This window comes from Streptomyces sp. NBC_00104 (assembly GCF_045160825.1).
GTDB lineage: Bacteria > Actinomycetota > Actinomycetes > Streptomycetales > Streptomycetaceae > Streptomyces.
In genome coordinates, this window is the sequence record NZ_CP108215.1 from 6,673,988 (window position 1) to 6,697,297 (window position 23,310).

The following is a 23,310-nucleotide window of genomic DNA, read 5'->3' on the forward strand; positions in this document are numbered from 1 at the left end:
GGATGAACGGCAGATCCAGCAAGCGATTTCGGACGCTGCGTCGGCGTATCGCCGTGGCCTCCGCCGCCGTCATGGTCGGCACGCTCCTCCAAGGATTGGCGCAACCGGCTGCGGCTGTGGACGACGACAAGGCCCGCGCCTACGCCTCACGGACCGAGAAGCCGGTGCCCGGTTCCACAGCCAAGGTCAAACCGCGACCTCTGATGAAGGGGCCGCGCACCCCGAAGACACCACCAGAGGCAGGGTGGCCGAAGGCTGCCACTGCGGTGGTGCAGTTGCCGAAGGCTCAAGACAAGACGAGGAACAGCACGCCGACATCGGTACATGCCGAAGGCTTGCCTCTGACGTTGGACACTCAGGGCAAGGCGATCAAGAATCCGGTGATCGGCGCCGTCGAGATGCGCGTGCTGAGCCGAGCGGCAGCGAAGAAGACGGGCACTGACGGGCTCCTGTTCACGCTGCGTTCCAAGAACACCACGAAGGACGCACAGCACGGCAGGGTTCGTGCTCACCTCGACTACTCGGACTTCGCCGAAGCATACGGCGGCGGATATGCCTCCCGCCTGACCCTCGTCCAACTGCCCGCCTGCGCGATCACCACCCCCGAACGGCGAAACTGCCGTACTGCCGAGCCTGTCACGACGGCCAACGACACCGAGAAACAAACCCTCACAGCCCCGGACATAACCCTGAAGGCCGGTGCGCCCACAGTGCTCGCCGCCGTGGCGGAAGCGGAGAGCGGGAGCGGTGACTACAAGGCCACCTCGCTGGCCCCGTCGGCGACCTGGGACACCAACCTGAACACCGGTGATTTCACCTGGTCGTACACCATGCCGGTACCCGACGTGCCGGGCAGCATGACGCCGAACATCGGGCTTTCGTACTCCTCGGGCGGGGTCGACGGTCGTACGAGCAACACCAACAACCAGGCTTCCTGGGTGGGCGACGGCTTCGACATGTGGCCCGGCTACATCGAACGGCGCTACAAGCCCTGTGCCGACGACGACGTGGAGAACGCGGACGGCAACAAGCCAGCCGATCTGTGCTGGGCATACGACAACGCGTTCGTATCTTTCAACGGTAAGGGCGGTGAGTTGGTGCCCGACGGCACCAACTCCTGGAGACTCAGGAACGACGACGGCACCAAGATTGTCCGGCTCTACGGCTCCAGCGGTGACGTGCGGGACAACGGTGCCCGCAACGACGAATACTGGCGGATCACCACCCCCGACGGCACGCAGTACTTCTTCGGCTACAACCGTCTGCCGGGCTGGGAGAGCGGCAAGGAGACGACGGACTCCACGTGGACCGTCCCCGTCTTCGGGGACGACGACAAAGACCAGTGCCACGCCTCGACGTTCGCAGGCTCATGGTGCCAGCAGGGCTGGCGATGGAACCTCGACTACGTCGTCGACCCGCACGGCAATGCCATCGCTTACTACTACGACAAGGAGACCAACTCCTACGGCCGCAATCTCAAGGCGAGCGACGACACCCGCTACGTCCGTGGTGGAACCGTGGACCGTGCCGAGTACGGCCTGAAGTCATCCTCGGTGTACAGCGCGAAGGCGCTCGGCCTGGTCGACTTCACCAACAGCGAGCGCTGCCTGCCCAACACGTCGACCACCTGCTCGTCCATCAGCACGGATACGGCCTACTGGTACGACACCCCGTGGGACTTGAACTGCGAGAGCGGCACGGACTGCGACGAGGGTCGCTTCTCTCCGTCGTTCTTCACCCGCAAGCGACTCACCGAGGTCACCACCCAGGTCTACGACGGCAGTGCCTACAAGAACGTCGACTCCTGGAAGCTGACCCATCGCTGGGGACAGGCGGACATCGACTACCAGCTGCTGCTCGACTCCGTCCAACGGACCGGGCACTCCGCCGACACGGCGATCACCCTTCCGAAAACCACGCTCGCGTACTCCCAATACGCCAACCGACTCGATAAGTCAGGCGACGGATACGCCCCCTTCATCAAGGGGCGTCTGTCCACGGTCGCCGACGAGTCCGGTGGTCAGATCGACATCAACTACTCGGAGCCGACGTGCGACTGGAGCGCGCTGCCGACCCCACACACCAACACCACCCGTTGCTTCCCCCAGTACATAGGCGGCAGCGCCACCGAAGACCCCGAACTGCATTGGTTCAACAAGTACGTGGTGGACAGCGTCACCGCCACCGACCGTACGGGCGGTGCACCCGATCAGGTCACGACGTACGACTATCTGGGCGGAGCGGCCTGGCACTACGACGATGACGACGGGCTGACCAAGGAGAAGTCCAAGACCTGGTCGCAATGGCGCGGGTATGGACATGTGCGCGTACAGACCGGTGGCCAGGGCGGGGCCTCGGAGATGAGGTCGCAGCAGGCCACGTACTTCCTGCGCGGCATGGACGGCGACCGCAAAGAACCCAGCGGCGGTACCAAAGCTGTGAGTGTGCCCCTGGGTGAAGGGGAGGGCGACCCGATCACCGACCACGAGGCAGCGGCCGGCTTCGCGTACAAGACCGTCAGCTACTCCGGTCCGAACGGCAAGGTGCTGTCCAAGACCGTCAATCGGCCCTGGCGGCACGAGACGGCCAAGAAGGTCCGCGACTGGGGCACGGTGACGGCCAACTTCACCGGCACGGAGCACACGAAGACGTTCACGTCACTGGACGACGGCGCGGGTGCCACTTGGCGCGTCACATCGACTGCCACGACCTTCGACGAGACCGCCGGACGAGTCACCCACATCGACGACTTCGGTGACAACTCAACCTCCGACGACAACCGCTGTACTCGCACCAGCTACCAGCTCAGCTCCACGCAGGCCAGCATCCTCACACTCCCCTCCCGTGTGGAGACCGTCGCGAAGTCCTGCGGTACCGCGACGAGCCGTCCCGCCGACGTGATCGCCGACGTGCGCAGTGCCTACGACGGCGGTGCCTACGGTGAGCCCCCCACCAAGGGCGACGCGACCGCGAGCGCGCTGCTCAAGAAGTACGACGGCACGACCGCCGTCTATGTGGAGTCCGGTGCCACCTTCGACTCATACGGCCGCCAGCTGACCAGCACCGATCTGACGGCTGACGTGAAGGTCACCGCGGCCGGGGTGCTCACCCGTACCGCGCGCTCCGACGGTCGTACCACGACGACCGAACGCACACCGGCCGCAGGGTTCGCCACCACGACGAAGGTGACCACGCCTCCTGCCACAGCGGGCGTCGCTGCCACAGCTCACACATCCACCACGACGCACGACATCCGCCGTGGCCTGCCGCTGACCCAGACCGACACCAACGGCAAGGTCACCAACTTCGCCTACGACGCGCTGGGTCGGTCGTCCAAGGTGTGGCTGGCCGACCGCATGACCGGCCAGACCCCGTCCTACGAGTTCACCTACACCATCGCCGAAGGCAAGCCGGTCGTGGTCGGTACGAAGACGATCGGTAACGGCGGAGCCCAGCACACCGCTTACGCCCTCTACGACGGCTTCCTCCGTCCCCGCCAGACCCAGGAGCCCGGCCCGGACGGCGGCAGCCTGTTGACGGACGCCTTCTACGACGAACGTGGTCTGGTCAGCAAGGAGTTCGCGACCTATTACGCGGAAGTGGCTCCATCCACAGCTCTGTTCAAACCCGAGAACGCGCTGAACGTCGAGACGCAGAGCCGCTACATCTACGACGGTTCGGGACGACGAACCGAGGCGAAACAGATCGCCGGCAACGGCGACGGCGGAGCTGTTCTGTCCACGAGCCGGACCATTTACGGCGGCGACCGAACCACCGTCATCCCGCCGGTGGGCGGCACGGCCACCACCACGATCATGGACGCCCGGGGCCAGACCACCGAACTGCGCCAGCACCGCACGCGCAGCGCGACCGCCGCGTACGACACCACCGCCTACGGCTATACAACACGCGGTGAGCTGCTGAAGGTCACCGACCCCGACGGCAACTCCTGGGAATACACCTACGACCTGCTTGGCCAGCAGATCAAATCCGTCGACCCCGACAAGGGCACGACGATCAGCGAGTACGACGACCGCGGTCAGCTCACCAAGGTCGACGACGCCCGCCCGGATGTCCCGGCGCTGTGGTTCGGGTACGACAACCTCGGCCGCAAGACCGAGATCAGGGAAGGTTCGTCCACCGGCACGCTGCGCAGTAAGTGGGTCTACGACACGATCACTGGAGCCAAGGGGCACCTGGCCGAATCCACCCGTTACAGCGGTGGCAACGCCTACACCGCCAAGGTCGTCGCCTACGACCGCCTGTACCGCCCGCTGCGCTCCTCAATCACGATCCCGTCCTCGGAGGGCGCTCTGCAGGGTACGTACCTGTCGACCACCTCATACGCGGCATCGGGCCTGGTCTCGGGTGTCGGCTATCCGAAGGCCGGATCCCTGTCTGCTGCGACGGTCGCGTACACCTACGAGGACGTCACTCTGCGTCCGATCGCGATCGATGGCAGTCAGGGCATCAAGGCCACGACCGACTACAGCCTGACCGGGAAACCGCTCAGCCATCAGCTGTCCAACGGTGGGGGCAAGCCCGTCCTCGTCGACAATGCCTATGAGTGGGGCACCCAGCGTCTGGCCAACTCCACCGCACACCGCCAGGACGTCGCAGGCTTCGACAAGAGCAGCACCTACCGCTACGACGATGCGGGCAACGTCCTGTCCGCGTCGGACGTCTCCCGCTCCGGCACCGACACCCAGTGCTTCACCTATGACCACCTGCGCCGCCTGACGGATGCCTGGACCCAGGGCACGACCACCTGCGCCACCGCACCCAGCGGCAGCGTGCTGGGCGGCCCGGCCAAGTACTGGCACTCCTACACCTACGACGCGGTGGGCAACCGCCAGACCGAAACCCTCCACGATGTCACCGGAGACGCGGCCAAGGACACCAAGAGGACTTATGCCTACCCGGGCGCGGGCAAGACACGGCCACACTCCCTGACCTCCGTCACCGAGGCCGGCCCTACGGGCACGGCGCTGCAGAGCTACGGCTACGACGAGGTCGGTAACACCACCACCCGCACCATCGGCGGCGACACCCAGAGTCTCCTCTGGGACGCCGAAGGCCACTTGGCCAAGGTGGCCGAGCCCGTCGAGGGGAGCGCGGACAAGGTCACCGAGTACCTCTACGACACCGACGGCAACCGTCTCATCGGCCGTACCCCGACCGAGACGACGCTCTACCTCGGGGCCACGGAGATCACGCTGGCCAAGGGGGCCACCACCCCGAAGGTGACCCGCTACTTCGACGTCGGCGGCGGCAACCAGGCGGTGCAGAAGGACGACGGTTCGGTCTCCTTCACCCTCGCCGACCACCATGGGACAGCCGAACTCTCCATCGAAGCGGCCACCCAGAAGCTCACCCAGCGTCGCACTCTGCCCTTTGGCGGCATCCGCGGCGACAGCCCGACCGACTGGCCAGGCACCAAGGGCTTCGTCGGTGGTACGGACGACACCAAGGCCACAGGCCTGACGCACCTCGGGGCTCGTGAGTACGACCCCGCCCTGGGCCGGTTCATCAGTGTCGATCCCCTGCTGGAGATCGACAAGCCGCAGACGCTCAACGGTTACACCTACGGGGCCCAGAACCCGCTCTTCTTCACGGACGCCACAGGGCTGGGCTTGGCCTGCGGGCCGGGTTTCGCCGAGGGCTGTGGTACCGGCGTGGTGACCCGTGGTGACGGCACTCTGTCCAAGAACGGGAGCCCTACCGGCGGCGGAACTATCTACCGGCCGCGAACAGGAGTAAACGGCGCCCCTCTGAACGGACCAGTGACCATCAAGCCCTATGGCAAGTCGGTCACCATTCAAGGTGTCTATGTTCCTACGCAAGAAGAACTTGCCGCAGAGTTTCCCTACTATCACGAGAAAATGGATTACCAGGGGAACCTGCAGAACTGGGCAAGAAGCAAGTGCACGGCTTCCGCGGCTTCTGGTGATTTCTGCTCTGCGGTGGGTAAGCTGGGCTGGTTTGGAGGCACGCCAGAGGTTGACGTCCTCGAAATTATCGGTATCCGCTCCTACGTTGACTGCTACAACGGCAAGGGATGCACGGACGCCGCGATAGACGCGTCGATATCAGCCGCCAGTTACGGTGCGGGCAAGCTTGCCAAAATCACACTCAACATGTTCCAAGCGGCCCTGAAGCGTTCGGACAGCACCGCCATCAGTTGCCTCGTCAAGGCTGCCCACAGCTTCGTCGCCGGCACCGAAGTCCTCATGGCCGACGGAACGACCAAGCCTATTGAGGACGTTGAGATCGGGGACAAGGTCACTGTCACTGATCCGGAAACGGGCGAAACGGCGGTACGTGAGGTAGTCGCCACCATCGTCACCGAGGACGACAAGCACTTCGTTGATCTCTCACTTGAAACGGCTAGCGGTATCGGTTCCTTGGTCGCGACCGCGACCCATCCTGTCTGGTCCGTCTCCGAGGGCGCTTGGGTAAAGGCAGGGGTCCTGGAGCCCGGAATGACCATCCGTAGCGCCGATGGTTCCGCAGTGCGTGTGGTGAAGACACGTGAGTTCGGCGCACGGCAGCGCACGTTTGACCTCACTATCAGAGATATTCACACGTACTACGTGCTGGCGGGGCCTGCTGCAGTCCTCGTTCATAACAGCGGCGGCGACACGCCAGATGCGGCCAAGGTTCCAAGCTTGGAGGGGTTGACGCAGACGCAAGCCCACGATCTGCTGGAGAGCAGGGGGCTTACGCTGAAGTCCATATCTCAAAGCGGCGCCTGGGCCGTTTATCAGGGTGCAGACGGAAGTAAGATCTCTATTGAATTGGGGAATGGTCGAGTGGTGCGTCACTCGACAGTAGACATGGGGCCGAATACTAAGAATAAGCCTCAAAGGTGGACGTCGGATGGTGCGGAAACGGACCTGCATGACACGGGAGAAAGGATCTCTTGCTAGATGACCATGGAATTTCGGGATATCTGCGAGAATGCCCAGCGGGTCTTGGGTGTGTATTCTGGTGAATTCATTGAGAGAGTCTCGCACTTGGCAGGCAAGGAAAGCTGGTGCCAGATCTCGCTCCGGAAGGGAAATGGCAAGGAGGAAGTCCTTGTCACGCTGGAGCAGATCCGTTATCTCGCCATCAGTGATCCACTGGAACTCGACGGTTTTGTCACCGTGGAAGACGTTTCGGTGACCTATTTGCCGACGGGCGGGGAAGCGTGGCCGGAAACAGCGCGCCGATTCGTGCACGGTTTCCCTGGTCTACCGGCTCTGGTGTGGATCCGTATCACGGGCCCCGTGGAACTGGATGTTGTGGCGTCGATCATCACAGTTTCCGCCGCCGTGGACTTGGCGGCGGGCGGCTAGTACTCCAGCAGGATTTCGCTGTCTGACCTGGTCTTTTCGCCGGGTGGCGGGAGTGTAGCGGGACTTCGATCGTGCGGGGGCGGTCTCACGGAGAGCGCCCCTCGATCGTGCGACAACGCCGCAGGTAGTGACAGCGGCGGGCGACTGCTTGGCGTCGGCGGCGCCAGTTCGACCAGCTCAGCGCGTGGTGTCGTCCGCGGTGTCCGCTCAGGTGCGGGGGCCGGGCACGACAAGCTGCCAGGAGTCGCCGAACCTCCGCCACTGTGAGCCCGATGACCTCGGGTGTCTCACCTGTTGCGCCCCCTTTTCCCAGAGCTGGTGTGCCGTAGCGGCCAGGAAAGCGTGAGCGAGCATGGCCAGAGTGATGTGCCGATACCAGCCCACGTAGCGGCGGACTTCGTACTGATCCAGGCCGCACTCGTTCTTCGCCGCCTGGAAGCACTCCTCGATCGCCCAGCGCGCCCCGGCGACCCGCACCAGCTCCTGGACGGTGACCTGAAGGGGGCGCGTAGGCGAGGTAGTAGGCGATCTCGTCGGGCTTGCTGATGCTGCGCCGGGCCAGTGCCCACCGCATCCGGTGAGGGACCTCGCCCTGATAGTCGAACTCGGCAACGGCCGGCAGCCGCACCGCTGCCCAGTGGTAGACGCGGGGCCCCTTCGCGCCGTCACCGCATGAGATCTTCTCCCACGCTTCGTCCGGGGCCTGCGCGAACAGGCCCTCGATCCGCGAACAGCCCACACTGAACTGGGACTTGGGGACGGCCAGCACGTAGCCGACACCCGACTGTTCCAGCAGCCGACGGAATCGGTTGTCCTGACCGAAGGCGGAGTCCGCAGTCACCCAGGCAATGGGCAGCGGCGAGGCGAGGGCCCGCAGCACCATGTGCCGGGCCAGTTCACCTTTGGTGGCGAACTCCCGCTCGTCGGGGACCCTTGCGGTGCGGCAGCGATCCCGGTCCTCGGTCCAGGACTTCGGGAGGTAGAGCTCGCGGTCGACCAGAGCCCGGCCACGGGCGGAGACGTAGGCGGCGAAGACGCCGATCTGGCAGTTCTCGGTCCGGCCGACGGTTCCGGAGTACTGGCGCTGGACCTCGGCGGAGGTGGTGCCCTTCTTGATGAACCCGGTGTCGTCGATGATCAGGACGCCGCCAGCCTCGCCGAGCTTGCCGGCGACGTATTCCTGCAGGTCGTCGCGGATGTCATCGGGTTCCCACTTCGATCCGGCGAGGAGGTGCTGCAGGCCGTCCGGGGTGGAGTGGCAGGCCTGTTCGGCCAGCTGCCAGCTGTTCTTGCGGGCCACCGGGGCGAGCAGCCCGCGCGCGTAGTCCCGCATGCGGCGGCGGAGCTCGACTCGGCCGAAGCGGTGCCCGATGGTCAGGAAGAGATCGTCCAGTTCGAGGTCCCACTGCGCGGCGGCAGACTCGGTGATCACCCTCGGAGGTTGCCCCGCCGCTGTCACTACCTGCGGCGTTGTCGCACAATCGAGGGCGCTCTCCGTGAGACCGCCCCCGCACGATCGAAGTCCCGCTACACTCCCGCCACCCGGCGAAAAGACCAGGTCAGACAGCGAAATCCTGCTGGAGTACTAAGAAGCTGTTGCTCTATCGATCTTGGTGGGCGTGAGTTCGAGGTTGTCGACTCGGTCGGGTGATCTCGTGGCCAACCGGGCATGAAAGCGGGGCCTCCCGCACAGCTCGTGGGTGTCGAATCCAACCGAGCAACAGGAGGCCCCTGGTGCTGCAGTCTTCCGTGCCGGCGTCGATGGCGTCCAACCAAGCTTCCCTGGAGTGTGATTGCCTCGCACACCGGTTCGGGAACGCCAGGGACCGGCCGTACAGGCGACCGAAGTATCCGTCCGACATGAGCGACGCGGAGTGGGCCGTCGTACGTGAGGCGATGCCGGTTCCCGGCTGGCTGGAGGGCCGTGGCGGGCAACCGGAGAGCTATTGCCACCGGCAGATGGTCGACGCGGTGCGCTATCTGGTCGCGGGCGGTATCACCTGGCGGGCGATGCCTGCGGACTTTCCCGCGTGGGACCGCGTCTACGCCTTCTTCCGGCGCTGGCGGGACAAGGGCCTGACCGCCGAGTTCCACGACCGGCTGCGCGACCGGGTCCGCCGGGCTGAGGGCCGGGACCCGGAGCCGACGGCCGGCGTCATCGATGCGCAGTCGGTGAGGGCAGCCGCGTCGGTGCCGGGCGCGACCAGGGGCTTCGACGGCGGGAAGAAGGTCAACGGCCGCAAGCGGCACATCGTGGTGGACACCCTCGGACTGCTGTTGGCCGTGACGGTGACCGCGGCCTCGGTCACCGACCGGGACGCGGGGCAGACACTCCTGGCCCGGCTGCGTGAACGGCACTGGCGCATCACGCGGGTGTGGGCCGACGGCGGCTACACCGGGCGCCTGGTCGACCTCGCCCGCGACGCCTGGCGGATCGCGCTGACCGTGGTCAGACGCAGCGACGACACCAGCGGTTTCATCGTGCTGCCGAAGAGGTGGCTGGTGGAGCGCACGTTCGCGTGGCTGATGCACTCACGCCGGCTGGCCCGCGACTACGAGACGCGCACCGACACCTCGGAGGCAGTGATCAAGTGGGCGATGAGCACAGTCATGAGCCGCCGCCTCGCCCGACGGGCACGCTGAACAGCCCCGGACGTTCCTCAGCCAGCCAGCCCCGCGCGGCCAGCCGCTTGGCTTTCGACCGCACCCCTTCCACCTTCGCCGGGACCGGCTCCAGCCCGAGGCCTGCCGCGAGTTGACGACAGTCCATCGCCTCCCCGCGCATCCCGTTCCCGCCGGCCAGCACGTCCATGATCCGCTGGTAGTCCGGCGCGAGAACCGCCGGGGCGAGCCCTTCCTCCCAGTGAGGCACCACTGAGCCGGGCACCGCCTGCCTGACCTGCACCGGCCGTTCGCCGGCCACCACGACCGGCGCCACGTCCTCGCCTCCGCGAGGCTCCGCCAGAACCTCACCCACCGTCTCACGGGCAATCACGAACCGCTCCCACACCGCCTCCGCTTCCCGCAGCTCGGCCTGGAGAGCATCCACCCGCTGCCGAGCGACGCGTTCACGCTCCTCCAGCAACCCCATCACCGACGGCATCCCGGCACCTCCACCGAAGAGACGACACAACAACCCGTCCCTCCCGCCGAAACACCACCCCTACACCTGACCAGCAGAAACACGCCCGTCACTCTCGGAAAGACAACGGCTTCTAAGCCCAGCAAGGCCAGTTTGTGATGCCTGCGGGCAAGGGTGTGGAGTGGGTCTGGTCCCGCTCCATACGGTGACGCCTGGGTCTAGGCAGGCCTTTGCGAACTCGACACCGCCCGGTGGACTTCATCGGCAGTCTGAGAGAAAGGCAGACCAAGCGGTGGGGGAGAGGGTGAGGCGAGGGCCGCGGGGGTTCTTCGAGTCGCGGATGTGGATGGTGTGGGGGCAGGGGGATATCTCGACGCATTGGCCGCCCTCGCCGCTGCTGTGGGATGACTTGCGCCAGGTGTAGGCGGCTTCGAGGCACTGGCCGCCCTCGCCGTCGCTGTAGCTCGACTTGAACCAGCTCAGCTGCTCTATGTTCATCGCCGTTCCAGCTTCTTCTCGATCAGGTCCAGGGACTCGTGCGGGTTGAGAGCCTGCGCCCGGATGATCCCATAGCGCGCAGCGAGGATGCGTACCTCTTCTCGGTCGGTGACCAGGCGTGGGTAACCCTGCGCCTCCATATAGGCAACTTGCTCCTGGCGCTTGGGAGTTAGCAAGGTGAAGGAGCCGCCCAGGCTGGGGTGTTCCGGCCGCCCGGTCGGCATCACCTGAAGCTGCACATTGCGCATGCCCCCGATCCGCAACAGCTGCCGTAGCTGCCCCGCGTGCACCTCGGGGCCGCCGATCGGCCGTTCAAGTACTGACTGCTCCATCACGAAGCTGCACTCCGGCGGCGGCCACTGCTCGAAGATCTGCTGTCGGGAGAGGCGGTCCGCGACCCGCTTCTCGATGGTGTCCTCGCTCAGTGGCGGGAACCGCTGGGTGAATACGGCCCGGGCGTAGTCCTCGGTCTGGAGCAGCCCGAGCACACCCATCGTGCTGTAGTCGTACAGCGAGACGGCCTGCGCCTCCAAGGCGGCGTATCCCCGATACCACTCCGGATGCCGAGTCCGCGCCTTCTTCATCCCCTCCTTGATCTCAGGGACCATCGCCCTCAACAGCCCGCCGGCATCCAGAAGCTCATCCGCCTTCTCCAACACCTCCGGCCGAGCCACCCGCACCCCCCGCTCCATCGCTCCGATCGCATCCGGCCCGTACCCCACCGCCTCCCCCAACTCCTTCTGCGTGAGCCCCGCCCGCTCCCGCAGTAGCTTCAGCAGCTTGCCGACCGCCGCGAACAACCCGGTCGTACCGTCGGCCTCCGCCGGAGTCTCCGGCCTGCGCTCATCCGCCATCCCCCTGCACCGCCCTCACCTCGTCGTGGTCACGGCCGACGAGCCGACGCCTCGTACACCGCACCCATACGGCTACATAGCGTCCCGCCGTCGTACCTGGTCAGACTAGAACCGGACGACCACGCTGAGTGACATGAATTCGGAAACCCCCACGACCCCCATGACTCCCACCGTCCTCGGTGAGTTCAGGCAACTCTTCACCCCCAGCCGCCGAGGCGCCCGACTCGCGCGAAGGATCGTCGCGCAGCGGCTGAACGCCTGGGGCATCCCCCAGGGGAGCGAGGAGTACGACAACGCCGTGCTGGTCGTCGCCGAGCTGGTGACGAACGCCGCGATGCACGGGTACGTCTCCGGGCACAGCTTTCTGCTGAAAGTGGTGTGGGTGACCGGCACCGTACGTATCGAGGTGGCCGACGCGTGCGAGAAGCGGCGGCCGAAAACGCGGCGGCCGGAGCCCGGGGCCGAGTCCGGGCGGGGGCTGTTGATCGTCGAGGCCCTCGCCGAAAAGTGGGGCGTCGAGGACCGCGCCCCGGGCAAGAGCGTGTGGGCCGAGCTGAGTACCGGTACCAACGCCGGCCCCCAGCGGCGTCAGGACGTGGGCTCGTCCACCTGCGGCTCCAGCAGCACCTCGGTCGCGCTCACGCCCTTGGAGGCGCCGAACGTCTCGACCATCACTCCGAGGTAGGTGCCGGTCACCTCCAGAGCAGCGCGGTCGTCCCCCAAGCGCAGGTCGAGCCTTGCCCGGGGCGCGCCCCCGTGGTCCGGCATGCGGTGGATCCGCGCCGCCGGGTAGCGCAGGCTCGTCAGCTTCTCCTGCACCGCCTCGTAGGTGGTGGTGTCCTTGCCCGAGAACGCCTTGCTGATGCGCAGTGCGTTCCGGTCGGCGACACACTGCTCGGTGACGTCCAGCGGCACCGGATCGTAGGGGTCCGTCGGCACCGGATCGACCGGATCGACCGGCGTGGTCTCGGTGGCGGAAGATGCCGCCAACTCGCCGCCGGCCTCGACGTCCGGGGCACAGACCTGCCAGAAGAGGTCCTGCAACTCAAAGAACCGCGCCTCCGCGTCGTCGCTCGCCGCGGCGACGCCGACCGTGGAGGTCTGAGCGGCCGTGGCGCTCGGCGCGGCGAGGCCGCCCAGGACGGCGGCGCTCCCGAGCGCGGCCGCCAGCAGGCACTTCGGAAGGAAGTGCTTCGCAAGGAAATTCGGTCTCATGTCTGAACCATGTCGGTCGCCGGAGACGCCCACATGAGTACCCGTACTCAATCCACCAGGTCCGCCGCCGTCAGCAACCGCGTCAGGTCCGTTCGCGACCGGACGTGCAACTTTCGGTAGACGCGGGTGAGATGGGCCTCCACCGTCTTCCGCGACACGAACAACGACGCGGCCGCCTCCGTGTTGTTGAGGCCGCGGGCGATGGCGCGCGACACCTGGAACTCCTGGGGTGTCAGCTGGTCGAGCACCCCGCCCATACCCCCCGCCGAGGACTGGGCGGTGCTCTTCAACATCCCCCCGGCCGCAGCCAGTTCGCTCGCCGCCCGCCGGGCCCACGGCACCGCGCCGAGTCGTTCGAAGCAGGCCAGGGCGGAGGCGAGGGGGGCGCGGGCGGCCCCCGGGCGCCGGTAGCGCCGTAGGACCTCCGCCTCGCACAGCAGGGTCCGCGCCCAGTCGAAGGGGCCCGTCGTCCGCTGGTGGGCCTGCAACGCCGCGCCGAAGTAGGCCTCCGCCTCCTCCGGCGTCCCCGCCATCAGCCCCCGGACCCGGGCCGCCGCGGCCTCGGCCGAGGCGAGGCCGGTCTCCCGCGCCCGTTCCTCCAGCCAGGACACCACCTCGACGGCCCGCGCCGCGTTCCCCGCCCGTACGTGCGCCTCGGCCAGGTCCGCCGCGAAGGGGACCACCTCGGGGTTCCCGATGCCCTGCTCGACCGCCAGTGACAACGTTTGCTCCAACTGGTCGGCGGCCGCGTCGTGGTCGCCGTGGGCGAGGGCCGACAGACCGAGGACCGCCGTCATGTGGAACTCCTGGCAGCCGATCCCGTACGCCCCGCACTCCCGCCGCGCCCGCGCCACATGCTCCTCGCACTCGACGCGGTCGCCGCGCAGGGCTTCGAGGCGGGCGAGGCAGTAGAGGGCGTAACTCACGCAGGTCAGCTGGCCGAGTTCCTCCGCCCAGCGCAGAGCCTCGGTCAAGTCACCGCGTGCGGAGGCCCATTGACCGATACGGGTCTCCAGCTCACCCCGTACGGCGAGGGTGAAGCCCAGCACGCCCACCGCGCTGTGCTGCCGCGCCGACTCCACGGCCGTGTTGAGCAGCCGGCGCCCGCGTACGAACTCCTCCACGCGGCTCCAGGCCTGCCCGGCGATCGCGTAGACCTGCTGGTCGCGGACGGGGTCGCCGCCGGTGCCGTGGCGGTCGGCGGCCTCCAGCATCGCGCGGCCCTCGGCGGTACGGCCGGACATGACGAGGGCGCCGCCGAGGAGGGTGAGGCTGTACCAGCGTTCGGGGCCGGACTCGGAGGCGAGGGCCAGGGACCGCTCGGCCACGTGTACCGCCGCCGGGACATGGCCGTCCAGGCGCGCGGCGGCCGTCGCCTCCGCGAGGAGCAGGCAGGCGCGGGTGCGGTCGGTGTCGCGTACGGCGTCGGCGGCGTTCACGAGGAGGCCGTACGCCTGGGCCGTCTCGCCCTTCCAGGTGTACATCCGGCCCAGCAGGCCCTGGATGGCGGCGCGTACGGCCGGGTCGGGGGTGATGCGGAGGGCCTCCTCGCACCACTGGGGCCCCGCCGGGGAGCCGCTGAGCAGGGCGTCGGAGGCGGCGTGGTGGAGGCGGTCGGCGCGGGGCGCGGGGTCGGGGGTGAGTTCGGCGGCGCGGCGCCAGGCGAGGGCCGACTCGCCGAAGGCGCTGCGGCGGCGGGCCTCCGCCGCGGCCGCCGCGAGCGCCGCCGCGGCCTCTTCGTCGGGGCCGGGGGTCGCGGACGCCCGGTACCAGGCGTGCAGCGGGCCCGTACTCACCTCGGCCAGCGCCTGGAACGCGGCGTAGCGGTGCGCGAGGGGGGCGCGGCCCAGCACCAGCGCGCGCAGCACCGGGTGGTGGAAGTCCAGCCCGTCCGCCGTGGCCGTGATCAGGCCGTCCTCCTCGGCGGGGGACAGCGCGTCGAGGGAGAGGCCGGCCGCCTCCAGGGCTTTGCGCAGCGGGCCCGCCGCCGCCGAGCGGCTCGCCGCCAGCACCACCAGGGCCCGGCGGGCGGGGTCCGGCAGAGCGTCGATACGGGCCGCCCAGGCGCGCTCCAGATGACTGCCGAGGGAGGGCGGGTCGAGCAAGGGCCTTTCGCCGCGCGCCTGTTCGTCCGTCAGCCCGCTCGCGATCTCGCGCAGGGCGAGCGGGTTGCCGCCGCTGATGCGTACGAGGTCGGCGAGGACGTTGGGTGTCACGCGGCCGTCCAGCAACGTGGCGCACTCCTCCGGCGCCAACCCGCCCACCTGCACGGCGGGGATGCTGCGCCGCGGCCCCGACTCGCCGTGGTCCTCGCGGGAACCGAGGGCCAGGGCGACCCGCTCACTCGACAGGCGGCGGGCGACGAAGAGCAGGACGCGCTGGGAGGAGGGGTCCACCCAGTGCAGGTCGTCGACGAGGACGACGACCGGGCGCTCGTCGCCGAGCGCCGCGAGGACGTTGAGGGCGCCCATACAGGCGGCGTACGGATTGCCCGGCGGGTCCGCCGGGTCGCCGCTCAGGGCCAGACAGGATTCCAGGGCCGAGCGCTGGGCTCCGGGGAGTTCCCTGAAAAGGGATGAATGGGGCATCAGTAGGTCGCCGAGGGTGGCGAAGGGCAATACAGTCTCGGTCTCGATGCCCCGGGCGCGCAGGACGGTGGCCGGTGCCGCGCCGGAGGTTCCGGCCGTCGCGCGCTCCGCCGCGTAGTCCAGCAGGGCGGTCTTTCCGATGCCGGGCGCGCCCCACAGCAACAGCGCCGCCCCACCCGCCCCACCCGCCACGAGCAGGTCGTCCATCAGCCGGCGTTCCCGCTCCCGACCGACGAGTCCCCGTAACAATGCGCCACCCCCTGGTGCCCGCCCGTGCCCGGCCCCGCCCGTCCATCATGCCCCCAAGGGGAGAGGTCAGGGGAGATGTAGGGACTTCCCGGAAGCGAGGGGTGTCGCCCCGGGCCTTCAATGGTGGTGCGCAACAGCACCACAGCACCACAGCACCACAGCACCACAGCACCACAGCACCACAGCACCACAGCACCACAGGGGGATCGCACCACAGGGGGATCGCACCACAAGAGGTTCGCAACTCAAAGGAAATCAGGAAGATCAGGGAAATCAGGGGAATGAACCAGGTCGCGGAACTAGGGGGACGGCGCATGCCGGCATCCGTGGGACGCGGGGATCTCACCTCGGCATCCGACCGGCTCGACTCGGTCGAGATCAAGGTGACGTTCTCGGGTGCGGGCGCTGCCGCCGCGACTTGGGCGCTGGCGCCGGACACCGGGGGAGCCCGGCGCCGCGTCTACTTCTGTGAGGCCCTCGCCCGCTCCACGGCGCCAGGTCACCTGCCGCTTCTGGATGCGGGGTTGATCCTGCGCCTACGGGCGGGGAGCGGGCGAGGCGGGGCCGCGACCGCGGAATTGCGGCCCTGTCGCCGGTCCCGGCTCTCGGAACGTTGGCTGCGCTTCCGAGAGCAGGGACCGGATTCCTTCCACCTGGCGGGCGCCTGGTCGGGCGACCGCCGGGTCCTCTCCGCCGCCCTCGTCTCCGACTGCGGGCGTACGGCCGTGGAGGCCGCCGCCACCGGCGACGAGCCGCTGGACCGCGTCTTCTCCGACCGCCAGCGCGCGTTTCTCACCGAGTGCGCCGACATCGACGTCGGCTTCGGCTCGCTCGACGTCCTCGGCCCCGTGCACACGGTCCGCTGGCGCGGCGTACGCCTCGACCATCACGAAGTGACCCTGGAGCGCCGCACGTTGGCCGACGGGGGCGGCGCCGACGGGGGCGGCGATGCCGACGGGGCCTGTCTGGAGTGGCTGGAGGTCTCCGAACGGGTCGCGCCCGAGGGCGCCGAGGTCGTCCAGGCCTCCCTCACCGCCCTGCTGAAGGCCAAGGGCCTCGAACCGGACCTGGGGCCGGGCATCCGGCTGCGACGGGTGCTGGAGGAACTGCGCTCGTAAGCGCTCCCTCCAGGGGCCGGTTCATCGCCGCGTGCTTCGTCGTGGCCGGCCGCGCGGTTTCCTCGCGCCCCATAGGGAACGGGCGCGGTTTCCTCGCGCCCCAACGGAACGCGCTGTCACCCCGCGTCGTCATAATGGTGCGCGGTGTCGCAGCGGGGGAGGCGGGCAGTGGTGGAGCCGGGGGCGGTCCTGCCGTCGCGTATCGGTGCCTACACCGTCGAACGGCGGCTCGGCGCGGGAGGCATGGGGACGGTCTATCTCGCCCGGTCGCGCGGTGGTCGCGCCGTCGCGGTGAAAGTGGCCCATCCCGAGCTGGCGGCCGACCGGAATTTCCGCGCACGGTTCCGGGCCGAGGTCGACGCCGCGCGCAGGGTCGGCGGTTTCCACACCGCCCCGGTCGTGGACGCGGACCCGGAGGCGGAGACGCCCTGGCTGGCCACGGCGTACATCCCGGGGCCCACGCTGTCCGACCTGCTCGCGGAGCGGGGCCCGATGGACGAGCACCGGCTGCGGCTGCTGGGCGCCGCCCTGGCGGAGGCCCTGCAGGCCGTCCACGCCTGCGGGCTCGTCCACCGCGATCTGAAACCCGGCAACATCATCATGGCCGAGGACGGTCCCAGGGTCCTCGACTTCGGTATCGCCCGAGCCGTGGAGTCCACCCGGCTGACCTCCACCGGAGCGGCTTTCGGCACCCCCGGCTATCTCGCCCCCGAGCAGGCGCAGGGCCTCGAAGTCACCGGCGCCGCCGATGTGTTCGCGCTCGGCGCGGTCCTCGTCGCGGCGGCCGGCGGCAGCGCGTTCGGCGGCGGTACGCCCATGGGGCTGATGTACCGGTCGGTGCACGAGTCCGCCGATGTGTCCGAGGTGCCGGAAGGGCTGCGCTCCCTGGTCGCCGCCTGCCTGTCCAAGGACCCGGCCGACCGGCCCACCCCCGACAGCCTCCTGAACCAGCTGACTCCCGGCCCGGCCTCGGACCCGACCACCCCGTCCACCTCGACCACCCCATCCGCCCCGGGCACCTCCGAGGAGGCGACGACCCTTCTCGTCGGCCACCGGCCGCCGACCCCGGCCGGGCCCACGCGGGCGTTCGGGCCGGCCAGGGCTGTCGTCGCCCTGGTCACCGTGGCCGTGCTCGTCGGCGGCGCGGTGTACGTGGCGAACAGGGACGGGGGAAGCGGTGCGCCCTCGGCCGGCGGGTCGACCTCCTCGCCGACGTCGTCGGCCGGCGCGACTCCCGGAGGCGGCGGTGGGAGCACCGGCTCACCCGACGCCGGGGGCGAGGCGGACGAGGGCGGTGAAGGCAAAGGGCCCAGGGACGAGGTCACGGTTCGGATCACGGCTCAGTACAGCAGGAGCTGGATCTCGGCCAAGGACGCCGTCGGCGAGATCCTCTTCGACGGTCTGCTCCAGCAGGGTGAGACCAAGACGTTCTCCGACAAGGACCGGATCACCCTGGTCCTCGGCGACGCGAGCGCCGTCCGACTCGTCGTGAACGGCAAGAAGATCGAGAACGACTTCACCGCCGGCACCGTGGAGCGGCTGACCTACACGAAGGGTGACTGACCGCCGCCGCTCCCGGGGACTCCATGGCGTTCCGGGGTGACGTGCCGCACTCGTACGAGGCGCTGGCGCCCGGGATGACGTGCCGCACTCGTACGAGGCGCTGGCGCCCGGGATGACGTTCGTCCTCGTGATGCGGCACAGCTGGGAGGGAAAAGGCGTAGGAGGGCAAAAGGCAGGAGCCCCTTCGCCGAAAGGCAAGGGGCTCCTTGGGTACTGCTCTCAGACGTCGTCAGAGGGGCATCCCTCGATCAGACGGGGGTGACGTTCTCCGCCTGCGGGCCCTTCGGGCCCTGCGTCACGTCGAAGGAGACCTGCTGGTTCTCCTCCAGCGAACGGAAGCCGTTCGCGTTGATGGCGGAGTAGTGGACGAACACGTCCGGTCCGCCACCTTCCTGGGCGATGAAGCCAAAGCCCTTTTCGGCGTTGAACCACTTCACGGTTCCGGTAGCCATAAGCCCTCCTTGGGCCCAAAGGGTTGCCCTGCTCCAGAACCCTGCAAGTGTGAAAACAAGATGCCGCACAACTGCATACGTCTGAAAACGACGAGAGCCCGCGGTTACATGCTCCGCAGGCTCTGTACTGCAAGGGAAACCAAACTGCAACTTGCGGCGAGCCTAGCACGCGGGCACGGGAATGCAATAGAGGGCAAGATCACGTCACCCGGATGTTTGACGGGCTCGGTTCGTGGGTTGACGTATCGCGTCTTCCGCATCACCAGTCGCATGGACGACACGCCGTCGAGAGTATTGACAGCGGGTGAACATTCGGTTCCGCGAACCCGTCGCGGGCCCCGGAGCCCGCACCGTACAACATGAGGGCTAGCCTCGCGATGTGGACAATTCTCGCAACCGGCCGCGCGTCGGCCACATCCAGTTCCTGAACTGCCTGCCCCTGTACTGGGGGCTCGCGAGAACGGGCACGCTCCTCGACTTCGAGCTGACCAAGGACACCCCTGAGAAGCTCAGCGAGCAGCTGGTGCGCGGGGACCTCGACATCGGGCCGATCACGCTCGTCGAGTTCCTGCGCAACGCGGACGACCTGGTCGCCTTCCCGGACATCGCGGTCGGCTGCGACGGTCCGGTGATGTCCTGCGTCATCGTCTCCCAGGTACCACTCGAACGCCTGGACGGCGCACGCGTCGCACTGGGCTCCACCTCGCGCACCTCCGTACGCCTCGCGCAACTCCTGCTGGCCGAGAGCGTCGGCGTACAGCCGTCGTACTACACCTGCCCGCCCGACCTCTCGCTGATGATGCAGGAGGCGGAGGCGGCGGTGCTCATCGGTGACGCGGCGCTGCGGGCCAACCTGCTCGACGGGCCGAACTTCGGGCTGGAGGTGCACGACCTGGGCGCCATGTGGAAGGCGTGGACGGGGCTGCCGTTCGTCTTCGCGGTGTGGGCGGCGCGCCGGGACTACCTGGAGCGGGAGCCGGAGGTCACCCGCAAGGTGCACCAGGCGTTCCTGGCCTCCCGCGACCTGTCCCTGACCGAGGTGGGCAAGGTCGCCGAGCAGGCGGCCCGCTGGGAGGCCTTCGACGAACAGGTCCTGGAGCGGTACTTCACCACCCTCGACTTCCGCTTCGGCGGACCCCAGCTGGCCGCGGTCGCCGAGTTCGCGCGCCGGGTCGGCCCGACCACCGGATTTCCGGCGGACGTGAAGGTCGACCTGCTTTCCTGAACATTTCCCCCGGAGGTCCCGGCGAACTTCCCGGAATTTCGTTTGACGAATTCCGCCTTCTGTGGGATCGGCCGAGGATCTGCCGCCGACGTTCGCATTCCCCTTCGGGCGTACGGCACTACGCTGCTGGGGAGTCGTGCGTCGTGGAGCGTTCGTACGGGGGAACGTACGGGGTGGCGTCCGGGAGACGTACGGGGGAGGTGTGGCCCATGCAACCGCTCGATGCCGGCGAACCCACGGTCGTGGGGCCCTACCGGCTGCTCGGCCGGCTCGGGTCCGGCGGGATGGGCCGCGTCTATCTGGGGCGCAGCGCGGGCGGCCGTACCGTCGCCGTGAAGGTCGTGCACCCGCACTTCGCCCTGGACGAGGAGTTCCGCGCCCGCTTCCGGCGTGAGGTCGACGCGGCCCGCCGGGTGGGCGGTTCCTGGACCGCTCCCGTCCTGGACGCGGACCCGGAGGCGTCGGTCCCGTGGGTGGCGACGGGGTACGCGGCCGGCCCGACCCTGACGGCGGCGATCGCGGACGGCGGCCACCTGCCCCCGCACTCGGTACGCGTGCTGGGCGCGGGCCTGGCGGAAGCCCTCTCGGCGGTGCACGCGCTGGGCCTGGTCCACCGGGACGTGAAGCCCTCGAACGTGCTGCTGACCGTGGACGGCCCCCTCCTCATCGACTTCGGCATCGCCCGCGCCACGGACGGCACGGCGTCCCTGACCTCGACCGGCGTCTCGATCGGCTCTCCCGGCTACATGTCGCCCGAGCAGATCCTCGGCAAGGGGATCACCGGCGCGGCGGACGTCTTCTCCCTCGGCGCCGTCCTCGCGTACGCCGCGACGGGCCTGTCCCCGTTCCCCGGCGACTCCTCCGCCGCCCTCCTCTACAAGGTCGTCCACGAGGAGCCCCGACTGGACGGGCTGGAGGGCGACCTGCGGGACCTGGTCGCGCACTGCCTGTCCAAGGACCCCACCGCCCGCCCGACCCCCGACGACATCGCCCGCGCCCTGGCCCCCCAGGGCGCGGCCCGCCTGGTGGCGGCGGGCTGGCTGCCGGGTCCGCTGGTGGAACAGGTCGGCCGGAGCGCGGTGCAGCTGCTGAACCTGGAGGCGGCGGAGGAAGTCCCGTCCGGGCCGGTGGGGTTCAGCAGTCCGTCGGTGGGGGTGGGGGTGGGGGCGTCGGCGGTGGGGACGGGCTCACCGGACACGGGCTCACCGGACACGGGCTCACCGGACACGGGGACCCCGCCCGGCGAGGCGAAGGTCGAAGTGCCCGCCGCGAGCGGGGTGTTCGGGCCGCCGCCGGTGATGTCGCCGCAGGCGCCGCCCCTGACGCACGTGCCGGGGCAGCGGTCCGACGCCGTGGTGGCGGACACGGCTCCGCCGACGCCGCCCTCCTCGTCCTCGGCGCCGGGCAGGCTGTCCCTGAGCGTGGCGGCGGCGTCCACGACCACGGCGAACGGGCGCGGCCGGAAGGTGAGTTGCTCGGTCGCCCTGGCGGTCGTGGGGGCGTTCGCGGTGGTGAGCGTGGGGGCGCTGTTCGGGCTCGGGATGCTCAAGGGCGAGGACGACAGCGGCAGCAAGGCGAGCGACCAGGCGCCGTCGGCGAGCGCCGGCCCGACCGACGGCGGCCAGGACTCGGAGCTGCCGGGCGACGCGGAGGGCGAGTTGCCCAAGAAGTACCTCGGCACCTGGGAGGGCGAGGGCTACGCCCTGGACGGCAACCTCCCCGCCGGAACCTTCACCGTCACCCTCGAACAGGCCTCGGTCGGCGACCCGTTGGGCACCTTCCGCTCCGTCGACCTCCTCGGCGGCGCCTGCGACGACAAGCTCGTCCTCAAGAAGGTCACCAAGGACGACATCGTCGCCACGAGCATCGCCGACACCAAGAACAACCCCGGCACCTGCACCAAGAACACCCACGAGATCACCCTCACCCCCGTCGGCGACGAACTCCAGTACACCTCGAACAACGCGGCCGCGGGCGACCCGACGGCCCGCCTGGCGAAGGTGAAGTGACGCGGGGACGGGGGCGGTTCGGCCGCGGGTGGGTGGTGGCTGGCTGCGCCCCTGGAAAGCACGGGGCGCAGCCCCTGCTTTCCAGGGGCGCGGGGAACTGCGCGAGCAACCACGACGCACCCGCATCTGGGGGTCGAAGGGGCACAGCCCCTGGATGGGGAAGGGATGGGTAGGGGCGGCGGGGGCGACAACATCCCGGTACACCACGGACCCCACCACTCATAGGCTGACCACGTGGCTCTCGACCCCTGGCTGATCGCACTCACCACGGCCGCCGCCCTGTGGGGCGGAGCCGTGGGCACACTGCTCCCCCGCCCCGCCTACCGCCTCACCGTCGACGAGGAACACCCCTGGCAGCACGCATGCCCTGCCGGCCACCCCATCACCGGCCCCGCATCCGGCTGGCTCGGCCCCGCCCGCTGCCCGGCGCCCGCCTCCCCGGGCATCACCCCTCCCACCTGCGCCTACGGGCCCCGCACCACCACGGTCGCCACCACGACCGCCCTCGTCTGCGCCACCCTCGCCCTGACCACAGGCTTCCGCCCCGAACTCGCCGTCTGGCTGCTCCTCGCCCCCCTGGGCGTACTGCTCACCCTCGTGGACCTCGGGGCACAACGCCTGCCCGACCCCCTGACCCTCCCTTTCGCGGGCCTGGCCCTCACGCTCCTCGGCGCGGTCGCGTTCGTACCCGAGCACGCGGGGCAGTGGCGTACCGCGGCATACGGCGCGCTCGCCCTCGGCGGCTTCTACTTCCTCTTCTTCCTCATCAGACCCGTGGCCCTCGGCTTCGGCGACGTGAAGCTGGCCCTGGGCCTCGGCGCCGTCCTCGGCTGGTACGGCTGGGGCGCGCTGTACCTCGGCACGTTCGCCGGCGCGCTCATCGGCAGCGCGTACACCCTGGTCATGGCGGCCCGGGGCCGCGCCGTACGCCGACAGCTGGTCGCCCTCGGCCCATTCATGATCGCGGGAGCGTACGCCGGGCTGCTGCTGGAGGCGTACGCGGCCTGAGACGGAGCATCAGACGGACCCCGGCCGTGGAGTTGTCCACAGGCAGCCGGGCTGACGTCGGCCGATCCGGACCCCTGGCGTAGGCTGGGCCGGTCCGTTCAACCCTTAC

Annotated in this window: 15 protein-coding genes and 1 pseudogene; 9 read left to right on the forward strand and 7 right to left on the reverse strand. The window is 68.9% G+C overall.

The window, feature by feature from the left end; genetic code table 11:
* Positions 1-2 precede the first annotated feature (2 nt).
* Together OG272_RS29410 and OG272_RS29415 are read left to right on the forward strand one after the other, a co-directional pair.
* Positions 3-6,929, forward strand: coding sequence for an RHS repeat-associated core domain-containing protein (locus OG272_RS29410; RefSeq protein ID WP_405895233.1), 6,927 nt, complete (start codon positions 3-5; stop codon positions 6,927-6,929).
* Complete coding sequence (locus tag OG272_RS29415) at positions 6,930-7,340, forward strand: hypothetical protein (protein WP_405895234.1); 411 nt, start codon at positions 6,930-6,932, stop codon at positions 7,338-7,340.
* Positions 7,341-7,547: 207 nt separating this feature from the next.
* On the opposite strand, the pseudogene OG272_RS29420 reads toward OG272_RS29415, so the two are convergent.
* Positions 7,548-8,772: pseudogene (locus OG272_RS29420) on the reverse strand (IS701 family transposase).
* A 428-nt stretch (positions 8,773-9,200) separates the two neighbouring features.
* Here OG272_RS29420 and OG272_RS29425 point away from each other — a divergent pair.
* Positions 9,201-9,983 carry an IS5 family transposase gene (locus OG272_RS29425; protein WP_086753550.1) on the forward strand — a complete coding sequence of 261 codons (783 nt, stop codon included), beginning with the start codon at positions 9,201-9,203 and terminating at the stop codon, positions 9,981-9,983.
* Here the strand turns inward: OG272_RS29425 and OG272_RS29430 are convergent.
* From OG272_RS29430 to OG272_RS29440, 3 genes are all read right to left on the reverse strand, one after another.
* Positions 9,949-10,443: a hypothetical protein gene (locus OG272_RS29430; protein ID WP_179201440.1), complete on the reverse strand. Its 495-nt coding sequence runs from the start codon at positions 10,441-10,443 to the stop codon at positions 9,949-9,951. The two genes, OG272_RS29425 and OG272_RS29430, sit on opposite strands and share 35 nt — an antisense overlap.
* A 237-nt stretch (positions 10,444-10,680) precedes the next feature.
* A complete protein-coding gene (locus OG272_RS29435; RefSeq protein ID WP_405895236.1) occupies positions 10,681-10,920 on the reverse strand; it encodes a DUF397 domain-containing protein in 240 nt (79 codons plus the stop codon).
* Positions 10,917-11,774, reverse strand: a complete 858-nt coding sequence (locus OG272_RS29440) for a helix-turn-helix domain-containing protein (protein ID WP_405895237.1) — start codon at positions 11,772-11,774, stop codon at positions 10,917-10,919. The genes OG272_RS29435 and OG272_RS29440 overlap by 4 nt, the downstream gene beginning before the upstream one ends.
* Before the next feature lie 133 nt (positions 11,775-11,907).
* Between OG272_RS29440 and OG272_RS29445 the strand changes: the two genes are divergently transcribed.
* Complete coding sequence (locus tag OG272_RS29445) at positions 11,908-12,459, forward strand: ATP-binding protein (RefSeq protein ID WP_405895239.1); 552 nt, start codon at positions 11,908-11,910, stop codon at positions 12,457-12,459.
* Here OG272_RS29445 and OG272_RS29450 read toward each other — a convergent pair.
* On the reverse strand, positions 12,363-12,989 hold the full coding sequence (locus tag OG272_RS29450) for a hypothetical protein (protein WP_328223841.1): 627 nt from the start codon (positions 12,987-12,989) through the stop codon (positions 12,363-12,365). The two genes, OG272_RS29445 and OG272_RS29450, sit on opposite strands and share 97 nt — an antisense overlap.
* Before the next feature lie 47 nt (positions 12,990-13,036).
* Entirely contained in the window at positions 13,037-15,784 is a 2,748-nt protein-coding gene (locus OG272_RS29455; RefSeq protein ID WP_328223842.1) for a LuxR C-terminal-related transcriptional regulator, read from the reverse strand.
* Positions 15,785-16,140: 356 nt separating this feature from the next.
* Here OG272_RS29455 and OG272_RS29460 point away from each other — a divergent pair, with 356 nt between their 5' ends.
* Both OG272_RS29460 and OG272_RS29465 read left to right on the forward strand, forming a co-directional pair.
* Positions 16,141-16,944, forward strand: coding sequence for a hypothetical protein (locus OG272_RS29460; protein WP_327728238.1), 804 nt, complete (start codon positions 16,141-16,143; stop codon positions 16,942-16,944).
* 243 nt (positions 16,945-17,187) lie between these two features.
* Positions 17,188-18,507 carry a RodZ domain-containing protein gene (locus OG272_RS29465; protein ID WP_405896090.1) on the forward strand — a complete coding sequence of 440 codons (1,320 nt, stop codon included), beginning with the start codon at positions 17,188-17,190 and terminating at the stop codon, positions 18,505-18,507.
* 248 nt (positions 18,508-18,755) lie between these two features.
* Here OG272_RS29465 and OG272_RS29470 read toward each other — a convergent pair whose 3' ends face one another.
* Complete coding sequence (locus OG272_RS29470; protein ID WP_007490911.1) at positions 18,756-18,959, reverse strand: cold-shock protein; 204 nt, start codon at positions 18,957-18,959, stop codon at positions 18,756-18,758.
* Positions 18,960-19,338: 379 nt separating this feature from the next.
* Here OG272_RS29470 and OG272_RS29475 point away from each other — a divergent pair, with 379 nt between their 5' ends.
* From OG272_RS29475 to OG272_RS29485, 3 genes are all read left to right on the forward strand, one after another.
* A complete protein-coding gene (locus OG272_RS29475) occupies positions 19,339-20,184 on the forward strand; it encodes a menaquinone biosynthesis protein (protein ID WP_326579038.1) in 846 nt (281 codons plus the stop codon).
* 209 nt (positions 20,185-20,393) lie between these two features.
* On the forward strand, positions 20,394-22,193 hold the full coding sequence (locus tag OG272_RS29480; protein ID WP_328223843.1) for a serine/threonine-protein kinase: 1,800 nt from the start codon (positions 20,394-20,396) through the stop codon (positions 22,191-22,193).
* Positions 22,194-22,427: 234 nt separating this feature from the next.
* Positions 22,428-23,201 (forward strand): A24 family peptidase, encoded by a 774-nt coding sequence (locus OG272_RS29485; RefSeq protein ID WP_327728235.1) that lies wholly within the window; start codon positions 22,428-22,430, stop codon positions 23,199-23,201.
* The last annotated feature ends 109 nt before the right edge of the window (positions 23,202-23,310 follow it).

What these genes read in the sequence shown, in the direction of transcription:
- OG272_RS29410 (WP_405895233.1), top strand. Translation starts at nt 3, where the DNA reads ATGAACGGCAGATCCAGCAAGCGATTTCGGACGCTGCGTCGGCGTATC.
- OG272_RS29415 (WP_405895234.1), top strand. Translation starts at nt 6,930, where the DNA reads ATGACCATGGAATTTCGGGATATCTGCGAGAATGCCCAGCGGGTCTTG.
- OG272_RS29425 (WP_086753550.1), top strand. Translation starts at nt 9,201, where the DNA reads ATGAGCGACGCGGAGTGGGCCGTCGTACGTGAGGCGATGCCGGTTCCC.
- OG272_RS29430 (WP_179201440.1), bottom strand. Translation starts at nt 10,443, where the DNA reads ATGCCGTCGGTGATGGGGTTGCTGGAGGAGCGTGAACGCGTCGCTCGG.
- OG272_RS29435 (WP_405895236.1), bottom strand. Translation starts at nt 10,920, where the DNA reads ATGAACATAGAGCAGCTGAGCTGGTTCAAGTCGAGCTACAGCGACGGC.
- OG272_RS29440 (WP_405895237.1), bottom strand. Translation starts at nt 11,774, where the DNA reads ATGGCGGATGAGCGCAGGCCGGAGACTCCGGCGGAGGCCGACGGTACG.
- OG272_RS29445 (WP_405895239.1), top strand. Translation starts at nt 11,908, where the DNA reads ATGAATTCGGAAACCCCCACGACCCCCATGACTCCCACCGTCCTCGGT.
- OG272_RS29450 (WP_328223841.1), bottom strand. Translation starts at nt 12,989, where the DNA reads ATGAGACCGAATTTCCTTGCGAAGCACTTCCTTCCGAAGTGCCTGCTG.
- OG272_RS29455 (WP_328223842.1), bottom strand. Translation starts at nt 15,784, where the DNA reads ATGGACGACCTGCTCGTGGCGGGTGGGGCGGGTGGGGCGGCGCTGTTG.
- OG272_RS29460 (WP_327728238.1), top strand. Translation starts at nt 16,141, where the DNA reads ATGCCGGCATCCGTGGGACGCGGGGATCTCACCTCGGCATCCGACCGG.
- OG272_RS29465 (WP_405896090.1), top strand. Translation starts at nt 17,188, where the DNA reads ATGGGGACGGTCTATCTCGCCCGGTCGCGCGGTGGTCGCGCCGTCGCG.
- OG272_RS29470 (WP_007490911.1), bottom strand. Translation starts at nt 18,959, where the DNA reads ATGGCTACCGGAACCGTGAAGTGGTTCAACGCCGAAAAGGGCTTTGGC.
- OG272_RS29480 (WP_328223843.1), top strand. Translation starts at nt 20,394, where the DNA reads ATGCAACCGCTCGATGCCGGCGAACCCACGGTCGTGGGGCCCTACCGG.